Origin of the sequence: Azospirillum ramasamyi (assembly GCF_003233655.1) — a bacterium.
Classification (GTDB): Bacteria; Pseudomonadota; Alphaproteobacteria; order Azospirillales; family Azospirillaceae; genus Azospirillum; species Azospirillum ramasamyi.
This window is the reverse complement of record NZ_CP029829.1, coordinates 1,883,936-1,905,227: the sequence shown is the minus strand read 5'-3', so window position 1 is coordinate 1,905,227 and position 21,292 is coordinate 1,883,936. Positions and strand designations below refer to the sequence as shown.

22 protein-coding genes and 3 tRNA genes are annotated in these 21,292 nt (G+C 67.7%); 15 read left to right on the top strand and 10 right to left on the bottom strand.

Annotated elements, in window-relative coordinates; genetic code table 11:
- Positions 1-4: 4 nt before the first annotated feature.
- From proB to rplU, 4 genes are all read right to left on the bottom strand, one after another.
- Entirely contained in the window at positions 5-1,144 is a 1,140-nt protein-coding gene (gene proB, locus DM194_RS08905; RefSeq protein WP_111066987.1) for a glutamate 5-kinase, read from the bottom strand.
- Positions 1,134-2,426 (bottom strand): GTPase ObgE, encoded by a 1,293-nt coding sequence (obgE, locus tag DM194_RS08900; RefSeq protein WP_111066986.1) that lies wholly within the window; start codon positions 2,424-2,426, stop codon positions 1,134-1,136. The genes proB and obgE overlap by 11 nt, the downstream gene beginning before the upstream one ends.
- A gap of 149 nt (positions 2,427-2,575) precedes the next feature.
- Entirely contained in the window at positions 2,576-2,860 is a 285-nt protein-coding gene (gene rpmA / locus DM194_RS08895) for a 50S ribosomal protein L27 (protein ID WP_111066985.1), read from the bottom strand.
- Positions 2,861-2,915: 55 nt separating this feature from the next.
- Complete coding sequence (gene rplU / locus DM194_RS08890) at positions 2,916-3,233, bottom strand: 50S ribosomal protein L21 (RefSeq protein ID WP_012974890.1); 318 nt, start codon at positions 3,231-3,233, stop codon at positions 2,916-2,918.
- A 208-nt stretch (positions 3,234-3,441) separates the two neighbouring features.
- Here rplU and DM194_RS08885 point away from each other — a divergent pair.
- The 3 genes from DM194_RS08885 to DM194_RS08875 all read left to right on the top strand — a co-directional run bounded on the left by DM194_RS08885 (position 3,442) and on the right by DM194_RS08875 (position 5,146).
- Positions 3,442-3,531 (top strand) — tRNA-Ser (locus tag DM194_RS08885).
- 188 nt (positions 3,532-3,719) lie between these two features.
- Positions 3,720-4,382 (top strand): hypothetical protein, encoded by a 663-nt coding sequence (locus DM194_RS08880; protein ID WP_111066984.1) that lies wholly within the window; start codon positions 3,720-3,722, stop codon positions 4,380-4,382.
- A 230-nt stretch (positions 4,383-4,612) separates the two neighbouring features.
- Positions 4,613-5,146, top strand: coding sequence for a PDC sensor domain-containing protein (locus tag DM194_RS08875; protein WP_246024158.1), 534 nt, complete (start codon positions 4,613-4,615; stop codon positions 5,144-5,146).
- Positions 5,147-5,251: 105 nt separating this feature from the next.
- On the opposite strand, the gene DM194_RS08870 is transcribed toward DM194_RS08875, so the two are convergent.
- Positions 5,252-5,740, bottom strand: a complete 489-nt coding sequence (locus DM194_RS08870; protein ID WP_111066982.1) for an Hsp20 family protein — start codon at positions 5,738-5,740, stop codon at positions 5,252-5,254.
- 264 nt (positions 5,741-6,004) lie between these two features.
- Between DM194_RS08870 and DM194_RS08865 the strand changes: the two genes are divergently transcribed.
- Positions 6,005-6,427, top strand: coding sequence for a DUF1465 family protein (locus DM194_RS08865; protein ID WP_111066981.1), 423 nt, complete (start codon positions 6,005-6,007; stop codon positions 6,425-6,427).
- 108 nt (positions 6,428-6,535) lie between these two features.
- Here the strand turns inward: DM194_RS08865 and rpmE are convergent, their stop codons facing one another.
- Complete coding sequence (gene rpmE, locus DM194_RS08860; protein ID WP_012974887.1) at positions 6,536-6,760, bottom strand: 50S ribosomal protein L31; 225 nt, start codon at positions 6,758-6,760, stop codon at positions 6,536-6,538.
- A gap of 209 nt (positions 6,761-6,969) precedes the next feature.
- Between rpmE and DM194_RS08855 the strand changes: the two genes are divergently transcribed.
- The 7 genes from DM194_RS08855 to DM194_RS08820 all read left to right on the top strand — a co-directional run bounded on the left by DM194_RS08855 (position 6,970) and on the right by DM194_RS08820 (position 13,749).
- Positions 6,970-8,787 carry an ABC transporter transmembrane domain-containing protein gene (locus DM194_RS08855; protein ID WP_111066980.1) on the top strand — a complete coding sequence of 606 codons (1,818 nt, stop codon included), beginning with the start codon at positions 6,970-6,972 and terminating at the stop codon, positions 8,785-8,787.
- Between the two features lie 401 nt (positions 8,788-9,188).
- Entirely contained in the window at positions 9,189-10,106 is a 918-nt protein-coding gene (gene mepA, locus DM194_RS08845) for a penicillin-insensitive murein endopeptidase (RefSeq protein ID WP_246024157.1), read from the top strand.
- A gap of 209 nt (positions 10,107-10,315) precedes the next feature.
- Complete coding sequence (locus DM194_RS08840) at positions 10,316-11,263, top strand: methyltransferase domain-containing protein (RefSeq protein ID WP_246024156.1); 948 nt, start codon at positions 10,316-10,318, stop codon at positions 11,261-11,263.
- A 140-nt stretch (positions 11,264-11,403) separates the two neighbouring features.
- A tRNA-Leu gene (locus tag DM194_RS08835) sits at positions 11,404-11,490 on the top strand.
- Positions 11,491-11,528: 38 nt separating this feature from the next.
- Positions 11,529-11,604: transfer RNA gene (locus DM194_RS08830), tRNA-Ala, on the top strand.
- Positions 11,605-11,812: 208 nt separating this feature from the next.
- The gene (locus DM194_RS08825; protein WP_111066976.1) at positions 11,813-12,184 is read left to right on the top strand and encodes a hypothetical protein; all 372 of its coding nucleotides are present in this window, start codon (positions 11,813-11,815) and stop codon (positions 12,182-12,184) included.
- 374 nt (positions 12,185-12,558) lie between these two features.
- On the top strand, positions 12,559-13,749 hold the full coding sequence (locus tag DM194_RS08820; RefSeq protein ID WP_111066975.1) for a glutathionylspermidine synthase family protein: 1,191 nt from the start codon (positions 12,559-12,561) through the stop codon (positions 13,747-13,749).
- A 30-nt stretch (positions 13,750-13,779) separates the two neighbouring features.
- Here the strand turns inward: DM194_RS08820 and DM194_RS08815 are convergent, their stop codons facing one another.
- Positions 13,780-13,998: a hypothetical protein gene (locus tag DM194_RS08815; RefSeq protein ID WP_111066974.1), complete on the bottom strand. Its 219-nt coding sequence runs from the start codon at positions 13,996-13,998 to the stop codon at positions 13,780-13,782.
- 247 nt (positions 13,999-14,245) lie between these two features.
- On the bottom strand, positions 14,246-14,890 hold the full coding sequence (phaR, locus tag DM194_RS08810) for a polyhydroxyalkanoate synthesis repressor PhaR (RefSeq protein ID WP_111066973.1): 645 nt from the start codon (positions 14,888-14,890) through the stop codon (positions 14,246-14,248).
- Positions 14,891-15,476: 586 nt separating this feature from the next.
- Here phaR and DM194_RS08805 point away from each other — a divergent pair.
- The 4 genes from DM194_RS08805 (at position 15,477) to DM194_RS08790 (ending at position 20,636) form a co-directional block, all read left to right on the top strand.
- Positions 15,477-16,769 carry an alpha/beta fold hydrolase gene (locus DM194_RS08805; RefSeq protein ID WP_111066972.1) on the top strand — a complete coding sequence of 431 codons (1,293 nt, stop codon included), beginning with the start codon at positions 15,477-15,479 and terminating at the stop codon, positions 16,767-16,769.
- A 113-nt stretch (positions 16,770-16,882) separates the two neighbouring features.
- Positions 16,883-18,058: an acetyl-CoA C-acetyltransferase gene (locus tag DM194_RS08800; RefSeq protein WP_111066971.1), complete on the top strand. Its 1,176-nt coding sequence runs from the start codon at positions 16,883-16,885 to the stop codon at positions 18,056-18,058.
- Between the two features lie 145 nt (positions 18,059-18,203).
- Positions 18,204-18,926, top strand: a complete 723-nt coding sequence (gene phbB, locus DM194_RS08795; RefSeq protein ID WP_111066970.1) for an acetoacetyl-CoA reductase — start codon at positions 18,204-18,206, stop codon at positions 18,924-18,926.
- A gap of 198 nt (positions 18,927-19,124) precedes the next feature.
- Entirely contained in the window at positions 19,125-20,636 is a 1,512-nt protein-coding gene (locus DM194_RS08790; protein WP_111066969.1) for a UbiD family decarboxylase, read from the top strand.
- 45 nt (positions 20,637-20,681) lie between these two features.
- Here the strand turns inward: DM194_RS08790 and DM194_RS08785 are convergent, their stop codons facing one another.
- Both DM194_RS08785 and DM194_RS08780 read right to left on the bottom strand, forming a co-directional pair.
- Complete coding sequence (locus DM194_RS08785) at positions 20,682-21,065, bottom strand: gamma-butyrobetaine hydroxylase family protein (protein WP_111066968.1); 384 nt, start codon at positions 21,063-21,065, stop codon at positions 20,682-20,684.
- Positions 21,062-21,292, bottom strand: a complete 231-nt coding sequence (locus DM194_RS08780) for a Trm112 family protein (protein WP_111066967.1) — start codon at positions 21,290-21,292, stop codon at positions 21,062-21,064. Before DM194_RS08780 ends, DM194_RS08785 begins: the two co-directional genes overlap by 4 nt.

Here is a 21,292-nt window from a genome sequence, read left to right as displayed (position 1 = left end):
CCGGTCACCGCACCACCAGATCGTCGCGGTGGATCATCTCGTCGCGTCCCCGATAGCCCAGGATGTCCGGGATCTCGGTGCTCTTGTGGCGCAGGATCTTGCGGGCGTCGTCGGCGCTGTAGGCGACGAGGCCGCGGGCGACCTCGCGCCCTTCCTGGGTTCGGACGATCACCACGTCGCCGCGGTCGAACTCGCCCTGCACGGCGGTGACGCCGGCCGGCAGCAGGCTGGCGCCGTGCGACAGCGCGCGCATGGCGCCGTCATCGACCACCAGCACGCCGGTCGCGTTGACATGGCCGGCGATCCAGGCCTTGCGGGCGCTGGTCGGCTCGGCGGAGGGCAGGAACCAGGTGCAGAGCGCGCCGCCATCCTCCGGCCGCCGCTCCAGCGCCGCCAGCGGGTTCATGCGCTTGCCCTTGGCGATGACCATGCGGCAGCCGGCCGACAGGGCGACGCGCGCCGCTGCGATTTTGGTCACCATGCCGCCGCTGCTGTAGCCGGGCGGCGGCTCGCCGGCCATGCCCTCGATCTCCGGCGTCAGTTCGCGCACGGTGGGGATGTGGCGGGCGTCCGGATCCTTGCGCGGATCGGCGGTGTAGAGGCCGTCGATGTCCGACAGCAGAACCAGCGTGTCGGCGCTGACCATCTGCGCCACGCGGGCGGCCAGCCGGTCGTTGTCGCCGAAGCGGATTTCGGCGGTGGCGACCGTGTCGTTCTCGTTGATGACGGGAACGGCGCCCAGCCTCAGCAGCGTGTCGATGGTGTTGCGGGCGTTCAGGTGGCGCCGGCGCTCCTCCGTGTCCTCCAGCGTCACCAGGACCTGGGCGACGGTGACGTCATGGCGGGCCAGCGTTTCCTGATAGGCGTGGGCGAGGCGGATCTGACCGGTGGCGGCGGCCGCCTGCTTCTCTTCCAGCTTCAGCGGCCGGCCGACGAGGCCGAGATGCTCCCGCCCGCAGGCGACGGCGCCGGAGGTGACGATCACCACTTCCTGCCCGCGCTTGCGGCAGGCGGCGACGTCGTCGGCCAGCGCGTCGAGCCAGTCCCGGCGGATTTGCCGGGTTTCCCCATCGACCAGAAGGGCCGAGCCGATCTTTACGACCAGCCGGCGGGATTCGAGAAGGGTTGGGGCGTCAAGCGCCATGGCGGGAGGTTCCGTCCGTATCGTCGTCCGAGCCGTCCTCTTCGCCCTCCGGCTCCTCTCCGTCAAGGACTTCGTCCGAGTCGCCGTCCAGCTCTTCGCCTTCTTCGAGATCGCCTTCCTCAAGGCCGCCTTCTTCAAGGTCTTCCTCTTCGAAGTCTTCGTCCTCGCCGCCGACCCATTCGCCGGTTTCATCGTCCCACTGCATCTCGCCGTCGTCCGGCAGCTTCTGGCCGACCGGCGGGCGGGGGATGGAGCGGGTCGCCGGGGCGTGGATGACCTCGGGTTCTTCCGCCTTCGATTCCTTGATGACCGTCAGCAGCCGGTACAGCACCTGCTTCACGCCGTCGCCGGTGACGCCGGACAGCACCATCACCTCGGCGCCCGAGGCTTCCTCCAGCGCCTTCTTCTTCTCCTCGATCTCCTCGTCCAGCAGGGCGTCGGACTTGTTCAGCCCGATCACCTCCGGCTTGTCGGCGAGGTTGCCGCCATAGGCCTCCAGCTCGTTCCGGATCGTGCGGTAGGAGGCGACCACGTCGTCGGCCGTGCCGTCGATCAGGTGCAGCAGGATGCGCGAGCGTTCGACATGGCCGAGGAAGCGGTCGCCCAGCCCATGGCCCTCATGCGCGCCCTCGATCAGGCCGGGAATGTCGGCGATGACGAACTCTTCATCACCGGCGCGGACGACGCCCAGGTTGGGGGCCAGCGTGGTGAAGGGGTAATCGGCGATCTTCGGCTTGGCCGCGGTGGTCGCCGCCAGGAAGGTCGACTTGCCGGCATTGGGCAATCCGAGCAGCCCGGCATCGGCGATCAGCTTCAGCCGCAGCCAGACCCACTGCTCCTGCCCCGGCCAGCCGGGGTGGAACTTGCGCGGCGCCCGGTTGGTCGGCGTCTTGAAATGCGCGTTGCCGTGCCCGCCGTCGCCGCCGCGCAGGAAGACGCGGCGCTGCCCGGCCTCGGTCAGGTCGCACAGCACGGTTTCCTGGTTCTCGTCCAGGATCTGGGTGCCGACCGGCACGCGCAGGACGACATCCTCGCCGCGCGCGCCGTTGCGGTTGCTGCCCATGCCGTGATGGCCGCGCTGCGCCTTGAAATGCTGCTTGTAGCGGTAGTCGATCAGCGTGTTCAGGCCGTCCGCCGCCTCGATGATCACGTCCCCGCCCCGTCCGCCGTCGCCGCCGTCGGGACCGCCGAACTCGATGAACTTCTCGCGCCGGAACGCCACGGCGCCGGGACCGCCGTCACCGCTCTTGAGGAAGACTTTGGCTTGATCGAGAAACTTCATCGGGGAACCTTGCCCGTAAACGGAAGGGAAACCGGCAGCGGGACGGTACCGGACTGAAAACGAAAATCGGGGAGCCGGTCGCCCGGTCCCCCGATCTTATCCCACAAGCGTGCAGGCCTGAGACACAGGCCGCGCAACGACCTTAATGGTTACTCGGCAGCGACGGCCGGAACCTGGTCGTTGGCCGGAACGACGTTCACGAAAGTGCGGCCGTTCGAGCTGTGCTTGAAGTAAACCTGGCCATCGGCCATCGCGAACAGGGTGTGGTCGCGGCCGATGCCGACATTCTCGCCCGGGTGGAACTTCGTGCCACGCTGACGGACGATGATGTTGCCGGAGATGACGTTCTCGCCACCGAAACGCTTCACGCCGAGACGGCGACCGGCGGAGTCACGGCCGTTGCGGGACGAGCCGCCTGCCTTTTTGTGTGCCATGGGGTGTTGCTCCTAAACTGAAGATGCGCCTGGAAGCCCGACCGGTGGACCCGGATCAGGCCGCGCCGTTGATGCCGGTGATGCGCAGGACGGTCAGGTCCTGGCGGTGGCCGTTCTTGCGGCGGTAGTTCTGGCGGCGCTTCTTCTTGAAGACGATGATCTTCGGGCCGCGATCCTGGGCGACGACCTCGGCGACGACCGAGGCGCCGGCCACGGTCGGGGTGCCGATGGTGGTGTTGCCTGCGTCGCCGACCATCAGCACGTCATCGAGCGTGATGGAGGCGCCAGCATCGGCCTCGAGCTTCTCAACACGGATCACGTCGCCATTGGCGACCTTGTACTGCTTGCCGCCGGTGCGGATCACTGCAAACATTGTCGTCACTGCCTATGTCAAAACAAACGGCGGGCTTCTCGCCCACCGTTCGATGCGCAAGCCCGTTCATGGGAGCGACGATCTATACTCAGGAGTGGCCCGGAGTCAACAGGGATGCGGCCCAATAGCGTCGCATTTTTCTGCAAAAAAGGCTTGCGCGGCCGCAGGCGTTTATATAGGTTCCGCCCACCCCGCCAAACGGGGCAGCGGATGGGTGGCAGAGCGGTTGAATGCACCGCACTCGAAATGCGGCATACCTTCACGGGTATCGGGAGTTCGAATCTCCCCCCATCCGCCATTCTCTCTCTTCTGAGAGAGGGAAGAAAGCGGGAAGCGCCGGCCGGATAGGCTAGGCGCTTTTTTCTTGTCCGCATTTCCGCCTCTTCCGGTCGAGTTTCCCCTTTTTCGCCGCGCGATCGCTGTGGCCTTTCCCCAGGCTGGATTGTTGGTCATGTCAACGCCAGCGACCGGAAGGGTGCCGCCGCCATGAACACGCTCAGCCGCCATGACGGGTGTCTGCGCTTCTCCTATGTGGCCGAGGGCGGCTTACGGGTCGAAGGCGCGCATGATCCGGTGGAGCAGGTGCTGATTCTGACGGTGAAGGCTCCGCGGGGGCGGGTGATTCATATGGATGCGATCCCCTGCGACGACCCCCGCGTCATCCTGGAGGCCTTGCGCGAGTGGGGCGAGCCGCCGGAGGAGGTGCGCGACGCGCTGCCCGCGTTGGGCGGCAACAGGATCCTGCTGGAGACGCGGCTCGGCGACTCGGTGCGTGCCTCGGTTCGGCGCCATGGCATGAGGGTGGAGGTCGTTTTCATCGATGCCGACGGCCGGCGGCTGGCCGAACTGAGGGCCGGCAGCCTCGAGGCGCTCGACGCCAAGGCGGGGGGGCTGCTGCGCCTGTCGCTGCGGACGCGTGCGGTGCTCAGCGCCTGGCTGTCGGCCGAACCGCTGTGGTTGGCGGCATTCCTGTTGGGCGGCCCGTTCCTGGGGGCTCTGCTGATCGTCTTCGGGGCGCAGGTGTCGCCGGAGCAGGCGCTGGTCACCGCCTATGCCGGGGCCGCCGGGCTGGTCGCCGCCTTCGAGTTGCTGCGCGCCGGCTATGCCGAGTGGGTTCTGGCGCCGCCGGACAGCTTTCCGCGGCAATGATGCCCTGCCGGTTCCTGCCCATGGCCGGCCCGATAATCGACATTTGGTTCGCATCACGGATCTTCCGTGTTACGGAAAAACAAGGCCCGGTGCTGTGGCGCCGGCATCGGGAGTCCGACCATCGCAACGCCCAAGACGGGGCCAAACGACTGGGAGGACATCACATGACGCATACTCGCTACTGGGTTGCCGGCTGCGCGATTTCCCTTCTGTGTGCCGGAACGCTTTCCATGGCATCCGCCGCCGACCCGGCGCTGGAGGGGGCGGTGCGCATGGCGGTCAGTCCGCAGGCCCAGACCTGGCTGGCCGACCCGGCGGTGGTCGCGGCGGTGAAATCGCAGAACGCCAGGAATGCCGGCATCGCCCAGTCGAAGATCGACGAGATGGACAACCGGTGGAAGGCGGCGGCCAAGGCGGGCGGCGTCAATCCGGCCTTCGACGAGGTGTCGTCGAACGCGGTGTCCAAGCAGCTGAAGCAGGTCGTCGCCGGCAGCGGCGGCAAGATCGTCGAGATCCTGCTGATGGACGACCACGGGCTGAATGTCGGCCAGACCGCGGGAACCTCCGACTTCTGGCAAGGCGACGAGCCGAAATGGCAGAAGGTCTTCACCGGCAATGCCGATCTTTACATGACCGACCCGGAGAAGGATGACAAGACCGGCGCCATGCTGACCGAAGCCAGCGTTCCGGTGCTGGACCCGGCCGGAAAGCAGAAGATCGGCGTGGCGATGATCGTGCTGGACACGGCGAAGCTGGCCCGATAGCCGCCGCGCATAGCGGCGGACCGGCGAAGGAAACGGCGCCCCGGAGTTCGGTCCGGGGCGCCGTTCTCATGTCCGCGTCATGCGCGGACGGAGCGCATCAGGGCGTCAGGCGGCCCGCTGGGTCAGAGCGGGAGCCGGACCGGACCCTTCGACCTGCACCGTGTCGCTGCCGGCGGCGGTGACGATCGGAATGCTCCGCGGCTTCATCGCTTCGGGTACCTCGCGTGCCAGCTCGATGTGCAGAAGGCCATTCTGAAGAGACGCGCCGGTCACTTTGATGAAGTCGGCCAACTGAAAGCGGCGCTCGAACGCGCGGCCGGCGATACCCCGGTAGAGGAATTGGCCGGTCGGCTCGTCCTTCTTAGCTTTACCCGTGACGGTCAACGAATTCTGGTGAGCGGTGATGTTGAGGTCGTCCAGACCGAAGCCGGCGACGGCCATGGTGATCCGATACGAATCCTCGTTCATCTTTTCGATGTTGTAGGGCGGGTAGGACGCAGCATCGTCACCGGTGGTCGCGGTCTCCAGCAGACGCGACAGGCGGTCGAAACCGACGGTGGAACGGAACAGCGGCGAAAGGTCGTAGTTGCGCATGACATATCCTCCGAAAGAGCGATACGGCCGTCGAGGACCACGGCTTGGTCGGTCCTCTAAGGGTGGGGTTGGTGGCGGACCCCTGATGGGCATCCGCCGGACGAGCGAGAGATAATCGACGCTCACCCCCGTTCAAGAGGGTGGCCGCACAAAGTCCGGCGAACCCCGCCTGGGGTTGCCGGGTACCGCCCGGACACCAATTGTTAATCAGTTGCGGCAAGGCTCACGCTAGGGCCGTAAGTCCGCGGGAGAGGGCCGACGACCATGACGCACACCTTCTTCTTCAACGGTCCCTATGACGAGACCATGGCCCTCTTGATCGAGGCGCGGAATTACATCGCCTATCATGACGCTTCCGAACATCGGAAGCTGCCGCCGCAGGTCCGTTTGCAGATTTCCTACGAATCCATGCGGGTGACCAGCCGCCTGACCCAGGTGATGGCGTGGCTGCTGGCGCAGAAGGCGGTCCATGCCGGCGAGATGTCGAAGGAGCAGGCGGCGGGCGAGGATTTCGCGCTGTCCGGCGGCGAAATCTGTTCCGATCCCAGCGGTCCCGACAACGAGGATCTGCCGGCCGGCCTGCGCAGCCTGCTGGAGCGCAGCCACAGCCTGTACATGCGCGTCCACCGGCTCGACGCCATGGTGCGCGCCGACGTGGAGCGCGAGGCCGCGGCGGCGGTGGGGTAGGAAGCCGGCCGCCGCGATACGCACATACCAAGATTGCACATACGAAAAGGGCGTCCGAACCGGTCGGACGCCCTTTTCGCATCGGCAGGATGGAAGCGCGAGAACCGCTTACTTCTTGAGGCCGAAGTTCGCGAAGCGCTTGTTGAACTTGGCGATCTGCCCGCCGGTGTCCAGCAGCTTCTGCACGCCGGTCCAGGCCGGGTGCGACTTCGGGTCGATGTCGAGGCGCAGCGTGTCGCCCGGCTTGCCCATGGTGGAGCGGGTCGTGAACGAGCTGCCGTCGGTCATGACCACGGTGATCTCGTGATAGTCGGGATGGATGTCAGTCTTCATGGCCGGGGTTCCTGCAAAGCGAGCGGCGTCTATACCAAAACACCTTCCCTGGCGCAACCCTGGAATCGCCCCTCATTCGAGGCGTCCATACCGGTACCGGCGGGCGGTTTCCGGGCGGTTTCACCCCTCGGTCGCCTTGTTGGCACCTTTCAACCACGCTATATGGCAGCGATCCGCAGCGATACCCCCAACAGACAAGCCGGAACAGCGTGGCTCGCCAACCCTCCCCCGACCTGATCGCCGCCTCCGCCCGCGGCGAGGCGGATGCCCGCCGCCGCGACCTTGGGCCTTTGCGCCGGCTGGTGCCGTTCCTGCTTCCCTACAAATGGCGAATCCTGGGCGCCATGATGGCGCTGACCGTGGCGGCCGGCACCGTGCTGGGGCTGGGGCAGGGGATGCGGGTGCTGATCGACCAGGGCTTCGCCGGCGGCGACACCTCGCTGCTCGACCGGGCGCTGCTGGTGCTGCTGGGGGTGATCGCGCTGATGGCGGCCTCCACCTATGGCCGCTTCTATCTGGTCAGCTGGATCGGCGAGCGGGTGGTGGCCGACATCCGGCGCGCCGTCTACGACCATGTGCTGACCCTGTCGCCGGGTTTCTTCGAGACGACCAAGACCGGCGAGATCCTGTCGCGCCTGACCACCGACACCACGCTTCTGCAGGTGGTGGTCGGTTCGTCGGCCTCCATCGCGCTGCGCAACGCGCTGCTGTTCCTGGGCGGCACCGGCATGCTGCTGATCACCTCGCCCAAGCTGACCGGGCTGGTGGCGCTGGTGGTTCCGCTGGTGGTGGCGCCCATCGTGTTCTTCGGCCGCCGGGTGCGCAAGCTGTCGCGCGACAGCCAGGACCGCATCGCCGACGTCGGTTCCTTCGTGGAGGAGACGCTGGCCGCCATCCGCACGGTCCAGGCCTATACCCACGAAGCCATCGACCGCGCCCTGTTCGGCAAGCGGGTGGAGGAGGCGTTCGACGTCGCCATCCGCCGCGTGCGGGTGCGGGCGCTGATGACGGTGATCGTCATCGTGCTGGTGTTCGGCGCCGTCGGCATCATCCTGTGGATCGGCGGCCATGACGTGGTGGCCGGCCGGCTGACGCCGGGCGAATTGTCGGCCTTCGTCATCTATTCCGTGGTCGTCGCCGGGTCGGTCGGCGCCATCAGCGAGGTGATCGGCGACCTGCAGCGCGCCGCCGGCGCGACCGAGCGGCTGTTCGGCCTGCTCGCCATCGAGTCGGAAATCCGCGCGCCGGCCGCGCCCAAGCCGCTGCCCAGCCCGGCGGCGGGGGCGCTGTCCTTCGACGCGGTCCGCTTCCACTACCCCTCGCGCCCGGACTGGGCGGCGTTGCAGGACTTCTCGCTCGAGGTGAAGCCGGGCGAGCGGGTGGCGCTGGTCGGGCCGTCGGGGGCCGGGAAGTCGACGGTGTTCCAGCTTCTGCTGCGCTATTACGACCCGCAGGCCGGATCGGTGCGGCTCGACGGGGTCGACCTCCGCGACGCCGATCCGTCGGCCGTGCGGCGCCGGCTGGGCCTCGTCGCGCAGGATCCGGTGGTCTTCTCCGCCAACGCCTGGGAGAACATCCGCTACGGCCGCCCCGACGCCTCGGATGCCGAGGTGCGCGCCGCCGCCGATGCCGCCCATGCGCTGGACTTCCTCGACGCGCTGCCGGAGGGGCTCGGCACCTTCCTGGGCGAGAAGGGCGTGCGGCTGTCGGGCGGCCAGCGCCAGCGCCTCGCCATCGCCCGCGCCATCCTGCGCGACCCGCCGGTCCTGCTGCTGGACGAGGCGACCAGCGCGCTCGACGCCGAGAGCGAGCGGATGGTGCAGGACGCGCTCGACCGCCTGATGTACGGCCGCACGACCCTGATCGTCGCCCACCGGCTGGCGACCGTGCTGAACGCCGACCGCATCGTGGTGATGGACCAGGGCCGCGTGGTGGAGACCGGCACCCATGCCGAACTGGTGGCGCAGGGCGGGCTCTACGCAAGGCTGGCGGCGCTGCAGTTCGACCGGGCGGACGGGGTGGCGTAGGGGGAAACGCTTTCCCTTCCGCGGCATCCTGCTGAAAGCCACCGCCGGCCTCTGGACCGAGCGCGGCAAGCCACGGCTTCGCCATAAAGCGGATTGCAATCCGCTTTGGTCCGCGACGGCGGTCCCGGCCGCTCGTGCGGCGAAGCCCAACCGGCGAATGGGGTCATAGGAATCCAAAGCGAATGCAAATTCGCCCTGGGGGCGCACCCCGGATGGACCGGAACGGCGCCTGACCGTTCGGTTGTGCGACCCGAATGCACCTTCCATCATTCCTTAACCACGACTCCGCTATAGCCGTAACAGTGTCGGTGCTGGCGGCGGTGCTGGCGGTTATGCGGGGAACGGATATGGCATTTCACGCTTTCGGGGGGCGTGCCTTCAGGGTTGTCGCATGCGTCGGGATGGCAGTCGCCCTGCTGGCGGCGTCTGGTGCGGCCGACGCGGAGCAGCGCAAGAAGAAGCCGGCGCCAGTCCCGGCCTATGCCACCAGCGTCGCCTGGGGGGCGGTGTCCGGCCCGTCGCTGGGGGCGGCGCAGTCCATCGGCGGCTATGCCGCGGGATGTGTCGCCGGCGCCCGCGCCCTGCCGCCGGAAGGAGTCGGCTATCAGGTCATCCGCCTGTCGCGCCAGCGCAACTACGGCCATCCGGTGCTGGTCGCCATGCTCCGTGATTTCGGTCAGCGGGTGGCGCTCGCGGGGTTGGGCACCGCGCTGATCGGCGACATGGGGCAGGCGCGCGGCGGTCCGATGCCGTCGGGCCATGCCAGCCACCAGATCGGGCTGGACGCCGATGTCTGGCTGCGGTTGGACCTGCCGCCGATGGGGCGGGCCGGGCGCGAGCGGCTGCAGGAGATCAAGTATGTCGATTACGACCGGATGCGCGTGACCGCGGATTGGTCCGAACGGCAGGCGAAGATGGTCCAGATCGCCGCCAGCGACCCGCGGGTTGCCCGCATCTTCGTCAACCCGGCGATCAAGCTCGCCATGTGCCAGCGCAGTTGGGCCGACCGGAGCTTCCTGAACAAGCTGCGGCCCTGGCACGGCCATGACGGCCACATGCACATTCGCCTGAGCTGCCCGTCCGGCAGCCCGCTGTGCGAGCGGCAGACGGCCCAGCCCGAGGGTGACGGCTGCGACGACGAGTTGATGTCCTGGCTGAACAGCGCCTCTCCCGCCATCGAGCGTCCGCCGGGTTACAAGCCGGAACCTCGGGTGGTCCGCAAGATGCCCGCCGCCTGTGCCCCGGTGCTGAACGCGGCCGGAACGCGCGTGGCCTCGCTGCCGGAATCGACCCCGGCATCGGCCAAGGCGGCGCGCTGACGCCACGCCCCGAGGGCGGCGTTACGGCAGGGAAATTTTTCCACTTGCATGCAATTAGCGTCGGTCTAACCTGACGCTGGAAGAATTCTTGCGAATGGTGTTTTTGAGCGTCACCGGACAACCGCAGGGATGAAGCGCCGCGCGGTGCCGAATGGGGGGATGCCGACGGCGCCGGAGGCGTCGATCGGCCGATGGGGTGGACGACGGCGATGACGGACAAGGACGGATCGTCCGGGCACGGACCGAGCCTGAAGACGCGGCTTTACGCCTGGTGGGAAGGCTATGACCTGTCCGGGCTGAAGACCCGGAAGGGCGAGGACTCGCAGCCGGCTTCGGCGGAGCCGCAGCCGTCGAATCCCGGCCCCGGTCCCGGCATGAACCGCTGGGGCAAGCCGCTGTGGACCGCCACCCGCATAGAAGTGGCGGAGAAGATGTGGGGCGAGGGCTTCAACACGCCCGGCGGCGCCGATCACATCCCCTATCTGGTCAAGCCGCTGGGCCTGAACCCGGCGATGAGCGTGCTCGATCTCGCCGCGGGGCTGGGCGGCACCAGCCGCACCATGGCCGGCAAATACGGCTGCTGGGTCACCGGGCTGGAGGCGTCGGACCTGCTGGCGAAGGAAGGGATGGTCCGTTCCTTCAAGCTGGGGCTGGAGAAGAAGGCGCCGATCGAGACCTTCAATCCCGAGCATTTCGGCTATCCCAAGCGCGTCGACGCCATCGTCTACAAGGAAGGCCTGTTCTTCGTCCGCGACAAGGAGCAGATGTTCGACGGGATGGAACTGGCGCTGAAGCCGCGCGGCCACCTGCTGATCACCGACTATATCGCCGAGCAGGAGGTGATGGGCGCCAAGGCGGTCCAGACCTGGTGCGACAAGGAACCGCTGACGCCGAACCTGTGGCCCAAGGACCGCATGGCCAACGCCTTCGCCCAGCGCAACCTCGACCTCCGCATCGCCGAGGACATCACCGACACCCACCGCAGCCTGATCCTGACCGCCATCCAGGGGCTGGTCGAGCATCTGGAGCGGTTCCAGCTCGACACTCCCACCAAGCTGGCGGTGATGGAGGAGGTCGAACTCTGGGCCCGCCGCGTCGCCGCCATCGAGGCCGGCGTGCGGGTGTATCGGTTCTACGCGATCAAGCCGGCGGAGTAGGGGGCGGGGGAGTGCCGGCTCACGATGCCTTCCCCTTCCAGCCCGCCGAAAAAACTTTTGCGCGATTGCATTTTTTCTCTTGAGCGCGGCGGTCGGTCTGGGTACATAGAGCGCCCCGCGTGACCCCAAGAAACGCGGATGCGCTTGTGGCGGAACTGGTAGACGCGCTAGGTTCAGGTCCTAGTGGCTGAAAGGCCGTGGGGGTTCGACTCCCTCCAAGCGCACCAACACCCCTCGTGTTGGTGCAGTTGAAGAAAAGTATAGTGGGGCCATAGCTCAGCTGGGAGAGCGCTACAATGGCATTGTAGAGGTCAGGAGTTCGATCCTCCTTGGCTCCACCATTTCTTCACGCCGTCGGGGCGGAATTTGCCCGACATCTTCAGTTGTTTTTCGGTACGCCGAGTGTGGCTTTCCAGCATCACGGAGCCGCAGTCAGGGTGTTACCTCCTTGGGGCGCATGGCCGAACGGGTGCCGCGCACGGATAATCTCGGCTGCCGAACCACCGGCAACCGATCCGCACGCCATTCCGTTTTTCCGGAGCGCCCGCCATGTCCACACGGATGGAACACGGGTTGAGGACGCTTGTCCTCGCCCTTTACGATGAAGCTGCATTGACGGCGGCTGCCAAGGGCCTGACCGGGCTTTTGGCCGAACAGGCGGCCCTGTGCGAGGCGGCGAGCCTCGCCACCGGCCGGGCCCGCCGTGCCCTGTCCGAAGAAGAGGTGCTGCGCGTCGTCCTGGCCGCCCGCCGGCTCCGGCGCCTGGGCGGCAGCGCGCAGGACGACATGCCGGCCCTGGTGCCCGCGCTTGCGGCTGCGGCGCCGATCCGGCCGGCGGCGGTGATGAAGCCGCGGCGCGGCCGTCTGGCGCTGTGGGCGATGCGCTCGCTCGGCCACCGTCCCTCGGCGGGCCTGATCTGAGCGCGCCTTTGACCTGAACGCTCTTTTCCGGCCGCCATCTTGAAAGCCGGGATTCGAAAATTGTGGTGATGGACCGCCGCGGCCCGGTGTCGCGGCGGTCTATTCCGTTTCGGCTGGCCGCCCGATCGGGGGCTATCGCGGATGCGCGCTGGCGCGCCGCGGTGGGGCAGGCTACATACGCAAGGCCGTGCTTGCGCCGCAGCGATTGTGTCGCGAGCATCCGCGTCTTCCTCGGATTGGCCTCCCCCGGAGTAGAGCGTTGCCCAGTGGACAGTTGACCAGCCTGCCGCCCGTCATCTCATCCATGCGCCGGACCTCAGCCGCGGCATGCCGCCCGGCCTTCCGGTCCTGATAGGCGGGAGATCGGAACCGGCATGCGCAGGACGACGATGAAGCCGCGGGCCGATTGGCGCCCGGGTCTCCGCAGATATCCCTATGGTGTGCGCGCCATGTCGGCCGGGGCCGGCTGGCGGGAGGACACCGTCTATGAGTTCACCTCCTCGCAGATCGATCTGATCGAAAGCGTCGCGGACGAACTGCACAGCATGATCGCCGTCGCCGTGCGCCATGTGGTGGAGCACAAGCTGTTCGCCGCGCTCGGCATCCGCGGCGATCTGGCGCGGATGCTGGAGGCGTCCTGGACCGATTACTGGGCCGGCGGGCGGCGCAACGAGCGGGCGGGGGGGCTGGCCGGGCGGCTGACGCTGGCCTATGACGGGCGCGACAGCATCAAGCTGCTGGGCTGCAATTACGACACCGGCGAGGGGCTGTTCGCCGCCTCCATCATCCAGCGCAACTGGCGCGAGGCGATGGCCTCCGACGCCAACCAGTTCAACGGCCTGCACGAGGCGCTGGTCGAGCGGTGGGAGGAGATGGCGGCGGGGGTGCCCGGCCGCGGACGCATGCATGCGACCTGCGCCACCCCCGATCCGGTGCGCGAGGGCGAACTGGTCTATCTGGCCGCCACCGCGGCGGAGGCCGGCATCGACACGCGGCTGCTGCCGCTGCATTCCATCGCCTGGGACGGCCGGCGCTTCCTCGACGACGAGGGGCAGGCGATCTCCTGGCTGGCGAAGCTCTATCCCTGGGACGGGCTGGCCGACGACGGGTTCCTGCAGCGGCTGCGCAGCAGCGGCATGAGCGTCCTGTCGCCGCTGTGGTGCTGGCTGTGGTCGAACCACGGCCTGCTGGCGGTGCTGTCGTCCCTGTACCCGCGCCATCCCAACCTGTGCCGCGCCGCGCTGGACCCCAGCGGCATCGCCGGGGCGGAGATGGTGACGGTGCGGGCCTTCCACGGGCTGGACGGCGCGCCGACCCGCGTCCTGGATCACGGCGTGGTGGTCGCGGACGACGGACCGGAGATCGGCGGGGATGTCGCCGCCCATGGAGCCGTATGGCTGGAAACCCCGCCCTGCTTCCGCGAGGAGGATAGCCGCGCCGTCCTGCATGCCTGGATCGTCGGCGACAAGTGCCTGGGCATGGGGGTGCGGGAATCGACCGATCCGCGGCTTGGCCTTGGCGGCGGCCCGGAGTGGGCGATGGTCCCGCACCTGTTCAGGGGCTGAGGGGCTGACCTCTTTTTCGGGAACTGCCGGTCAGGGCGCGAAGGGGTTCTTCAGCGCCGGGCCGAAGGTGGCCTTGCGGGCGGCGCGCCAGATGTTCTCGGTCGCCAGATCGTTGCCGCGGTCGGCGATGGCGAGCCCGGCCACGCCCGGCTGATGGCTGAGCCAGTCGCGCAGCATGTCCTCGAAACGGGAAACCTCCCGCGGATCGTCGCTGGCCAGGGTGATCGAGACGGTCAGTTCGGTGGTCATGGTCGGTTCCCTCCTGACGGTTGGACGGGCCGGACCCTGCGGCAGAGCCGCCGGACCGGCACCGTGGACGAGAAGGTGCCCTCTGGAGTTCGGCGATCGGAATCACGCTTCAAATCAAGTACGGTTTCACGCGATCCGATCCATGCACGGTATCAAGCCTGCGCGCCCGATCCGGCCGGCGCAATGAAAAAGGCGGGGTATGCCCCCGCCTTCCGTGCCAACCCTTCTCTGGAACCTTTCCGGCCGGTTATTTGGCGTCCGTCTTGCCGGGCGGCGTGGCGATGCTGGCGATCTGCTTCTGCAATTCGTCGATCTGCTTCTGCAATTCGTCGAAGGTGGCGCCGCCCGCGGCCGTGGCCGGAGGCGTCGCCGGGGTCCCCGGCTGTCCGGGCGGACGCTGGCCGGCGACGTCGTCCGGGGCGCCGGCGGCGCCGAAGGGCGTGAACATCCGCATGGCCCGTTCGAACATCGCCATGTTCTGCTTGCTGACCTCGTCCAGGCGGCCGAACGGGAACATGCCGCCCAGCGTGTTCTGGAAATAGTCGCGCATCTGCTCCTGATTGCGGGAGAAGGCCTGCATCGAATATTCCAGATAGCGCGGCACGACCGACTGCATGTTGTCGCCGTAGAAGCCGATCAGCTGGCGCAGGAAGCTGATGGGCAGCAGGTTCTGGCCCTTGCTCTCCTCCTCCACGATGATCTGGGTCAGGACGGAGCGGGTGATGTCCTCCCCCGTCTTGGCGTCATAGACCACGAAGTCCAGCCCGTCCTTCACCATCTGGCAGAGATGGTCCAGCGTGACATAGCTGCTGGTGGCGGTGTTGTAGAGCCGCCGGTTGGCGTACTTCTTGATCGTGATCGGAGCGGACTTCTGGTCTTCCTTGTCGGCCATCGCGGACTCTTTCAAGAAGGGACATATTCCGGAACCATCCTGTTCCAGAATACGGGGACATTGCGGCGGAAATTGTTCCGTCCTTAGGACTACTCGAAGGGATAGCAATTTGTCCAGCGTTGCGCCGCGGCATACCACTGCGGTTGCGGTGGGAAACGCCGCGCAGACGGCGAGGCAAGACCTGGCCGGACACCCTCCGACGAAACCCGAAAGGATAGGTGGGAAGCCATGCCGCACTGGTCAATCCGGCCCCGCCGCCCTTATAATCCGGCCATGGCCGACCCGTCGCAACCACATCCTCCGCCCGATCCGCCGTCCTCCGATCCGCCATCTTATGAATCGCTGGCGCGTCGCTATCTGGATCTGTGGCAGGACCAGTGGACGGCGGGCGCCGCCGACGCGGAGACGGCCGACATGATGGCCCGGATGTTCCAGATGATGGGGCAGGGCATGGCGGCCGTGGCGCCCTTCGCCTTCGGGCCTGCCGGGTTCGGATTCGGTGGGGGCGGCATGCCCGGCGGCGGTTGGGATCCCCGTCCGGCGCCGTTCTCCCACAACGTCTCTCCCCAGAACGAACGGCCCTTCGATGAGCGAGCGCCCACAGGACAGGACGGGGGAAAAGGAGAAGCGGGCGGACGGGACGCCTCTTCGCATGGGGCCGCGCCCGCTGGGCCTGCATCTGACGGCGGCGCTGGGCAGCTTGCTCAGCTCCTCGGCCGCATTGCCGCTCTTGAGGAACGGCTCGCTGCCCTGGAAACCGGCGCTGAGGGAGCGGGCGGCGGCGCTGAGGGACGAAATGTCGCAGGCCGACCGGCTGCGGGGCGGCGCGGGGCCAAGCGCCGAGGACCGGCTGGGCCGGGAGGTTGACCGCGAGATCCGCCGCCGCATCGATGCGGTCCTGACCGGGATCGAGCGCTACCGCCGCCACCCCTATGTCCGCGATCTGCCCGACCCGCCGGTGGTCTGGAGCGAAGGCGGATCGCGCCTGCTCGATTACGGGGGGGAGCCCGGCGGGCGCCCGGTGCTGTTCGTGCCGTCGCTGGTCAACCGCGCCTACATCCTCGACCTGTCGCGGGACAAGAGCCTGATGCGCTGGCTGGCGGCGCGCGGCTTCCGGCCGCTGCTGCTGGACTGGGGCAGGCCGGGGCCGCTGGAGCGCCGCTTCACCCTGACCGACTACATCGCCGGCCGGCTGGAACGCGCGCTGGACGTGGTGGTGGAGGCGGTGGGGCGACCGGTCCCGGTGGTGGGATACTGCATGGGCGGGCTGCTCGCCGCAGCGCTGGCGCAACGCCGGCCACGCTCGCTCGCCGGGCTGGGGCTGATGGCCACGCCCTGGGATTTCCATGCGGAGGATGCGGCCACGGCGCGCCGGGTGGCGGCCTTCATCCAGCCCTGGGGGCCGGCGCTGGAGCGCTGGGGCGAATTGCCGACGGACGCGCTGCAGGCCCTGTTCGCCCAGCTCGACCCGCTGCTGGCGTTGAAGAAGTTCAGCAGCTTCGCCCGCATGGCGCCGGACTCCCGCGCAGCCGCCGCCTTCGTCGCGCTGGAGGATTGGCTGAACGACGGGGTGCCGCTGGTGGCCGGGGTGGCGCGCGATGCGCTGGCGGGCTGGTACGGACGCAACGACACGCTGGCCGGCGCCTGGATGGTCGCGGGGCTGCCGGTCGACCCGGCCTCCATCCGCGTGCCCACCCTGGCCCTGATACCGGAGCGCGACCGCATCGTCCCGCCCGCTTCCGCCCTGGCGCTGCCCGCCGCGATCCCCGACGCCCACATTCTGCGCCCGCCGCTTGGCCATATCGGAATGGTAGTAAGTGCAGGTGCCGAGACCGGAGTGTGGAATCCTCTGGCCGAATGGCTTGCTGCGACAGGTTAGCGCCGCGACTTTCAGCCAGCTTGCACCCGTCACATTGCTCGACTTAAGGTAACAACCACTCCGAGCGTCCCACCAGCGCTATAATAAAACTGTCCTATTTCGAGGAGCGTTCAATGACCGAAGTCGTCATCGCCGGTGCCGCGCGCACGCCCATCGGCAGCTTCAACGGTGCTCTCAGCGCCGTTCCCGCCCACGTTCTGGGCGAGGTCGCGATCCGCGAAGCGCTGGCCCGCGCCAAGACGGACGCGGCGGAAGTGAACGAGGTCATCATGGGCCAGATCCTGACCGCCGGTCAGGGCCAGAACCCGGCCCGCCAGGCCGCCGTCAACGCCGGCATCCCGGTGGAGGCGACCGCCATCGGCATCAACCAGCTCTGCGGTTCCGGCCTGCGCGCCGTGGCCCTCGGCTATCAGGCGATCAAGAACGGCGACGCCGACGTCATGGTCGTCGGCGGCCAGGAGAACATGAGCCTGGCGCCGCACGTCATGCACATGCGCAACGGCACCAAGATGGGCGCCGCCGAGCTGCTCGACACCATGCTGCGCGACGGCCTGACCGACGCCTTCCATGGCTATCACATGGGCAACACCGCCGAGAACATCGCCCAGAAGTGGCAGCTGACCCGCGAGGAGCAGGACGCCTTCGCCGCGGCCAGCCAGCAGAAGGCCGAGGCCGCCCAGAAGGCCGGCCGCTTCAAGGACGAGATCGTTCCGGTCACCATCAAGGGCCGCAAGGGCGACGTCGTCGTGTCGGACGACGAGTACCCCAAGCACGGCACCACCGCCGAATCGCTGGCCAAGCTGCGCCCGGCCTTCTCGAAGGACGGCACGGTGACCGCCGGCAACGCGTCGGGCATCAATGACGGCGCCGCGGCCCTGGTTCTGATGTCGGCGGAGAACGCGGCCCGGCGCGGCGTCACCCCGCTGGCCCGCATCGTCTCCTGGGCGACCGCCGGCGTCGATCCGGCGATCATGGGCACCGGCCCGATCCCGGCCTCGCGCAAGGCCCTGGAAAAGGCCGGCTGGACCATCGACGACCTCGACCTGATCGAGGCGAACGAGGCCTTCGCCGCCCAGGCGCTGTCGGTCAACAAGGACCTCGGTTGGGACACCAGCAAGGTCAACGTCAATGGCGGCGCCATCGCGCTCGGCCACCCGGTCGGCGCTTCCGGCGCCCGCGTGCTGACCACGCTGCTGTTCGAGATGCAGAAGCGTGACGCGAAGAAGGGCCTCGCCACCCTGTGCATCGGCGGCGGCATGGGCATCGCCCTCTGCGTCCAGCGCGACTGATACCGGACGGGCCGCTTTCCAGCACGGAAGCGGCCCGCTTCGCTTAAGGCTTGGGACATCCGCCGGACCTGCGGAGGATGTCCCATACCCAAAAATAAAAACCAAAGAAACCAACCAACCATCACTAGATCTGGGGAGAAGAACTATGGCTCGTGTTGCAGTCGTCACCGGCGGCACCCGCGGCATTGGCGAGGCGGTTGCCGTCGCCCTGAAGGATGCCGGTTACAAGGTCGCCGCCAACTATGCCGGCAACGATCAGGCGGCCGAGGAGTTCACCGCCCGCACCGGCATCCCGACCTACAAGTTCGACGTCGCGGATTTCGACGCCTGCAAGAAGGGCATCGCCGCGATCGAGTCCGACCTCGGCCCGGTCGACGTGCTCGTCAACAACGCCGGCATCACCCGTGACGGCGTGATGCACCGCATGACCTACGAGCAGTGGGAAAAGGTGATCCACACCAACCTGTCCTCCTGCTTCAACATGTGCCGCAACGTGATCGACGGCATGCGCGAGCGCGGTTTCGGCCGCATCGTCAACATCGGCTCCGTCAACGGCCAGGCCGGCCAGTACGGCCAGGTCAACTACGCCGCCGCCAAGTCGGGCATCCACGGCTTCACCAAGGCGCTGGCGCAGGAGAGCGCGGCCAAGGGCATCACCGTCAACGCCATCGCCCCCGGCTACATCGACACTGACATGGTGCGCGCGGTGCCGGCCAACGTGCTGGAGAAGATCGTCGCCCGCATCCCGGTCGGCCGTCTCGGCCGCGCGTCGGAGATCGCCAAGGCCGTCCTGTACCTTGTCGACGACGACAATGGCTTCATGACCGGCTCGACCCTGTCGGTCAACGGCGGCCAGCACATGTACTGATCCCGCACCGGGCCTCGCACCCCGGTTCGTGACCTGTGACGAAGCCCCTTTCCCGCCCCCGCCCGGACCCTTGGTCCGCCGGGGGTGGGGGAGGGGTTTTGTTTTTGAATCGACCGCAACCGCACTTGACGGACCGGCCGCCGAGTTGAAGGTTATCGTCCGTTTCGAACGCACCACCCACACACTGGACACCCTGCGATGCCCTACACCTCGTTGCGTGACTTCATCGACCGGCTGGAGAAGACGGGGCGGCTGGTGGTGGTGAAGGAGCCGGTGTCCACCGTGCTGGAGATGACCGAGATCCAGACCCGCCTGCTGGCCGAGAACGGCCCGGCGGTGCTGTTCGAGAACGTCATCAAGGCCGACGGCACGCGCTCCGAGATGCCGGTGCTGGTCAACCTGTTCGGCACGGTGGAGCGGGTCGCCTGGGGCATGGACCGCGAGCCGCACCAGCTGCGCGCCGTCGGCGAGACGCTGGCCTTCCTCAAGCAGCCGGAGCCGCCGGGCGGCTTCCGCGAGGCGCTGGAACTGATCCCGCTCGCCAAGACCGTGCTGTCGATGAAGCCGAAGACGGTCGGCTCCGCGCCCTGCCAGGAGGTGGTGCTGACCGGCGACGACATCGACCTCGGCCGCCTGCCGGTGCAGGGCTGCTGGCCGGGGGAGCCGGCGCCGCTCATCACCTGGCCGCTGGTGGTGACCAAGGGACCGACCGGCAAGCGCGAGGACGACTTCAACCTCGGCATCTACCGCATGCAGGTGCTGGGGAAGAACAAGACCATCATGCGCTGGCTGAAGCACCGCGGCGGCGCGCAGCACCATCACCGCTGGGCGGCCAGTGGAAAGCGCGAGCCGCTGCCCTGCGCCGTCGTGCTGGGGGCCGATCCCGGCACCATCCTGGCGGCGGTGACGCCGGTGCCCGACACCCTGTCCGAGTACCAGTTCGCCGGCCTGCTGCGCGGCAAGAAGGTGGAGCTGGTGGAGTGCAAGACGGTGCCGCTGAAGGTGCCGGCCCAGGCGGAAATCGTCCTGGAAGGCCATGTCAGCCTGGACGACTATGCCGACGAGGGGCCCTACGGCGACCACACCGGCTATTACAATTCGGTCGAGCCCTTCCCGGTCTTCACCGTCACCGCCATGACGATGCGGCGCAAGCCGATCTACCTGTCCACCTTCACCGGCCGCCCGCCCGACGAGCCGTCGGTGCTGGGCGAGGCGCTGAACGAGGTGTTCATCCCGCTGCTGGTCCAGCAATTCCCGGAGATCGTCGATTTCTGGCTGCCGCCGGAGGGCTGCTCCTACCGCATCGCGGTGGTCAGCATGAAGAAGGCCTATCCCGGCCACGCCAAGCGCGTGATGATGGGCGTCTGGTCGTTCCTGCGCCAGTTCATGTACACGAAATGGGTGATCGTCGTGGACGACGACATCGACGCGCGGAACTGGAAGGACGTGATGTGGGCGATCTCCACCCGCATGGACCCGGCCCGCGACATCACGGTGATCGAGGGCACGCCGATCGACTATCTCGACTTCGCCAGCCCGGAATCGGGCCTCGGCGGCAAGGTCGGCCTGGACGCCACCAACAAATGGCCGCCGGAGACCAAGCGCGAATGGGGGGAGAAGCTGTACATGACCGACGAGGTCGTGGAGAAGGTCAGCCGGAAATGGGACCTGTACGGCCTGCCCGGAAGCGGGAAGCCGATCTGGAAGTGAGGAAAGCGTCCCTCTCCCGCGAGGGGGGAGGGACGATCCGATGCGTTACCGCCGGGGATCCCGGCTCAGGCCCTTCGCCTGCAACTCTTCAAGATACTCGGTCCACAGGGCTTCCTGCCCGGCGCCGATCTCGTAGAGGTATTTCCAGCTGTAGATGCCGCTGTCGTGCAGGTCGTCGAAGACGATGCGGACGGCATAGTTGCCGACCGGCTCCAGCCGCATGATGCCGACATGGCGGCGGCCGGCGACGGTCTGCTTCTGGCTGGGGTTGTGGCCCTGCACCTCGGCCGAGGGGCTGACCACGCGCAGGAACTCCGCCGGGTAGGAGAAGGTCCGGCCGTCGTCGAAATCGACCTCCAGCCGCTTCTCCTCCTTCTTCAGACGGATCTCGGTCGGCCAGTGGACCGTGCCGAAGTCACCGCCGCTCATCGCGACGCCCCCGCCTTGTCCAGGCTGCGGGCCTCGTCGATCAGCATGATCGGGATGCCGTCGCGAATCGGGTATGCCAGTCCGGCGCGCTCGCTGACCAGCTCGCCGCGTTCGGCGTCGTAGCGCAGGGGGCCCTTGGTCAGCGGACAGACCAGGATTTCCAGCAGCTTCGGGTCGACTCGCGCGCTGGGTTTCGATTCGCTGCTCTTGTCCTCGGGCGTCGCCAT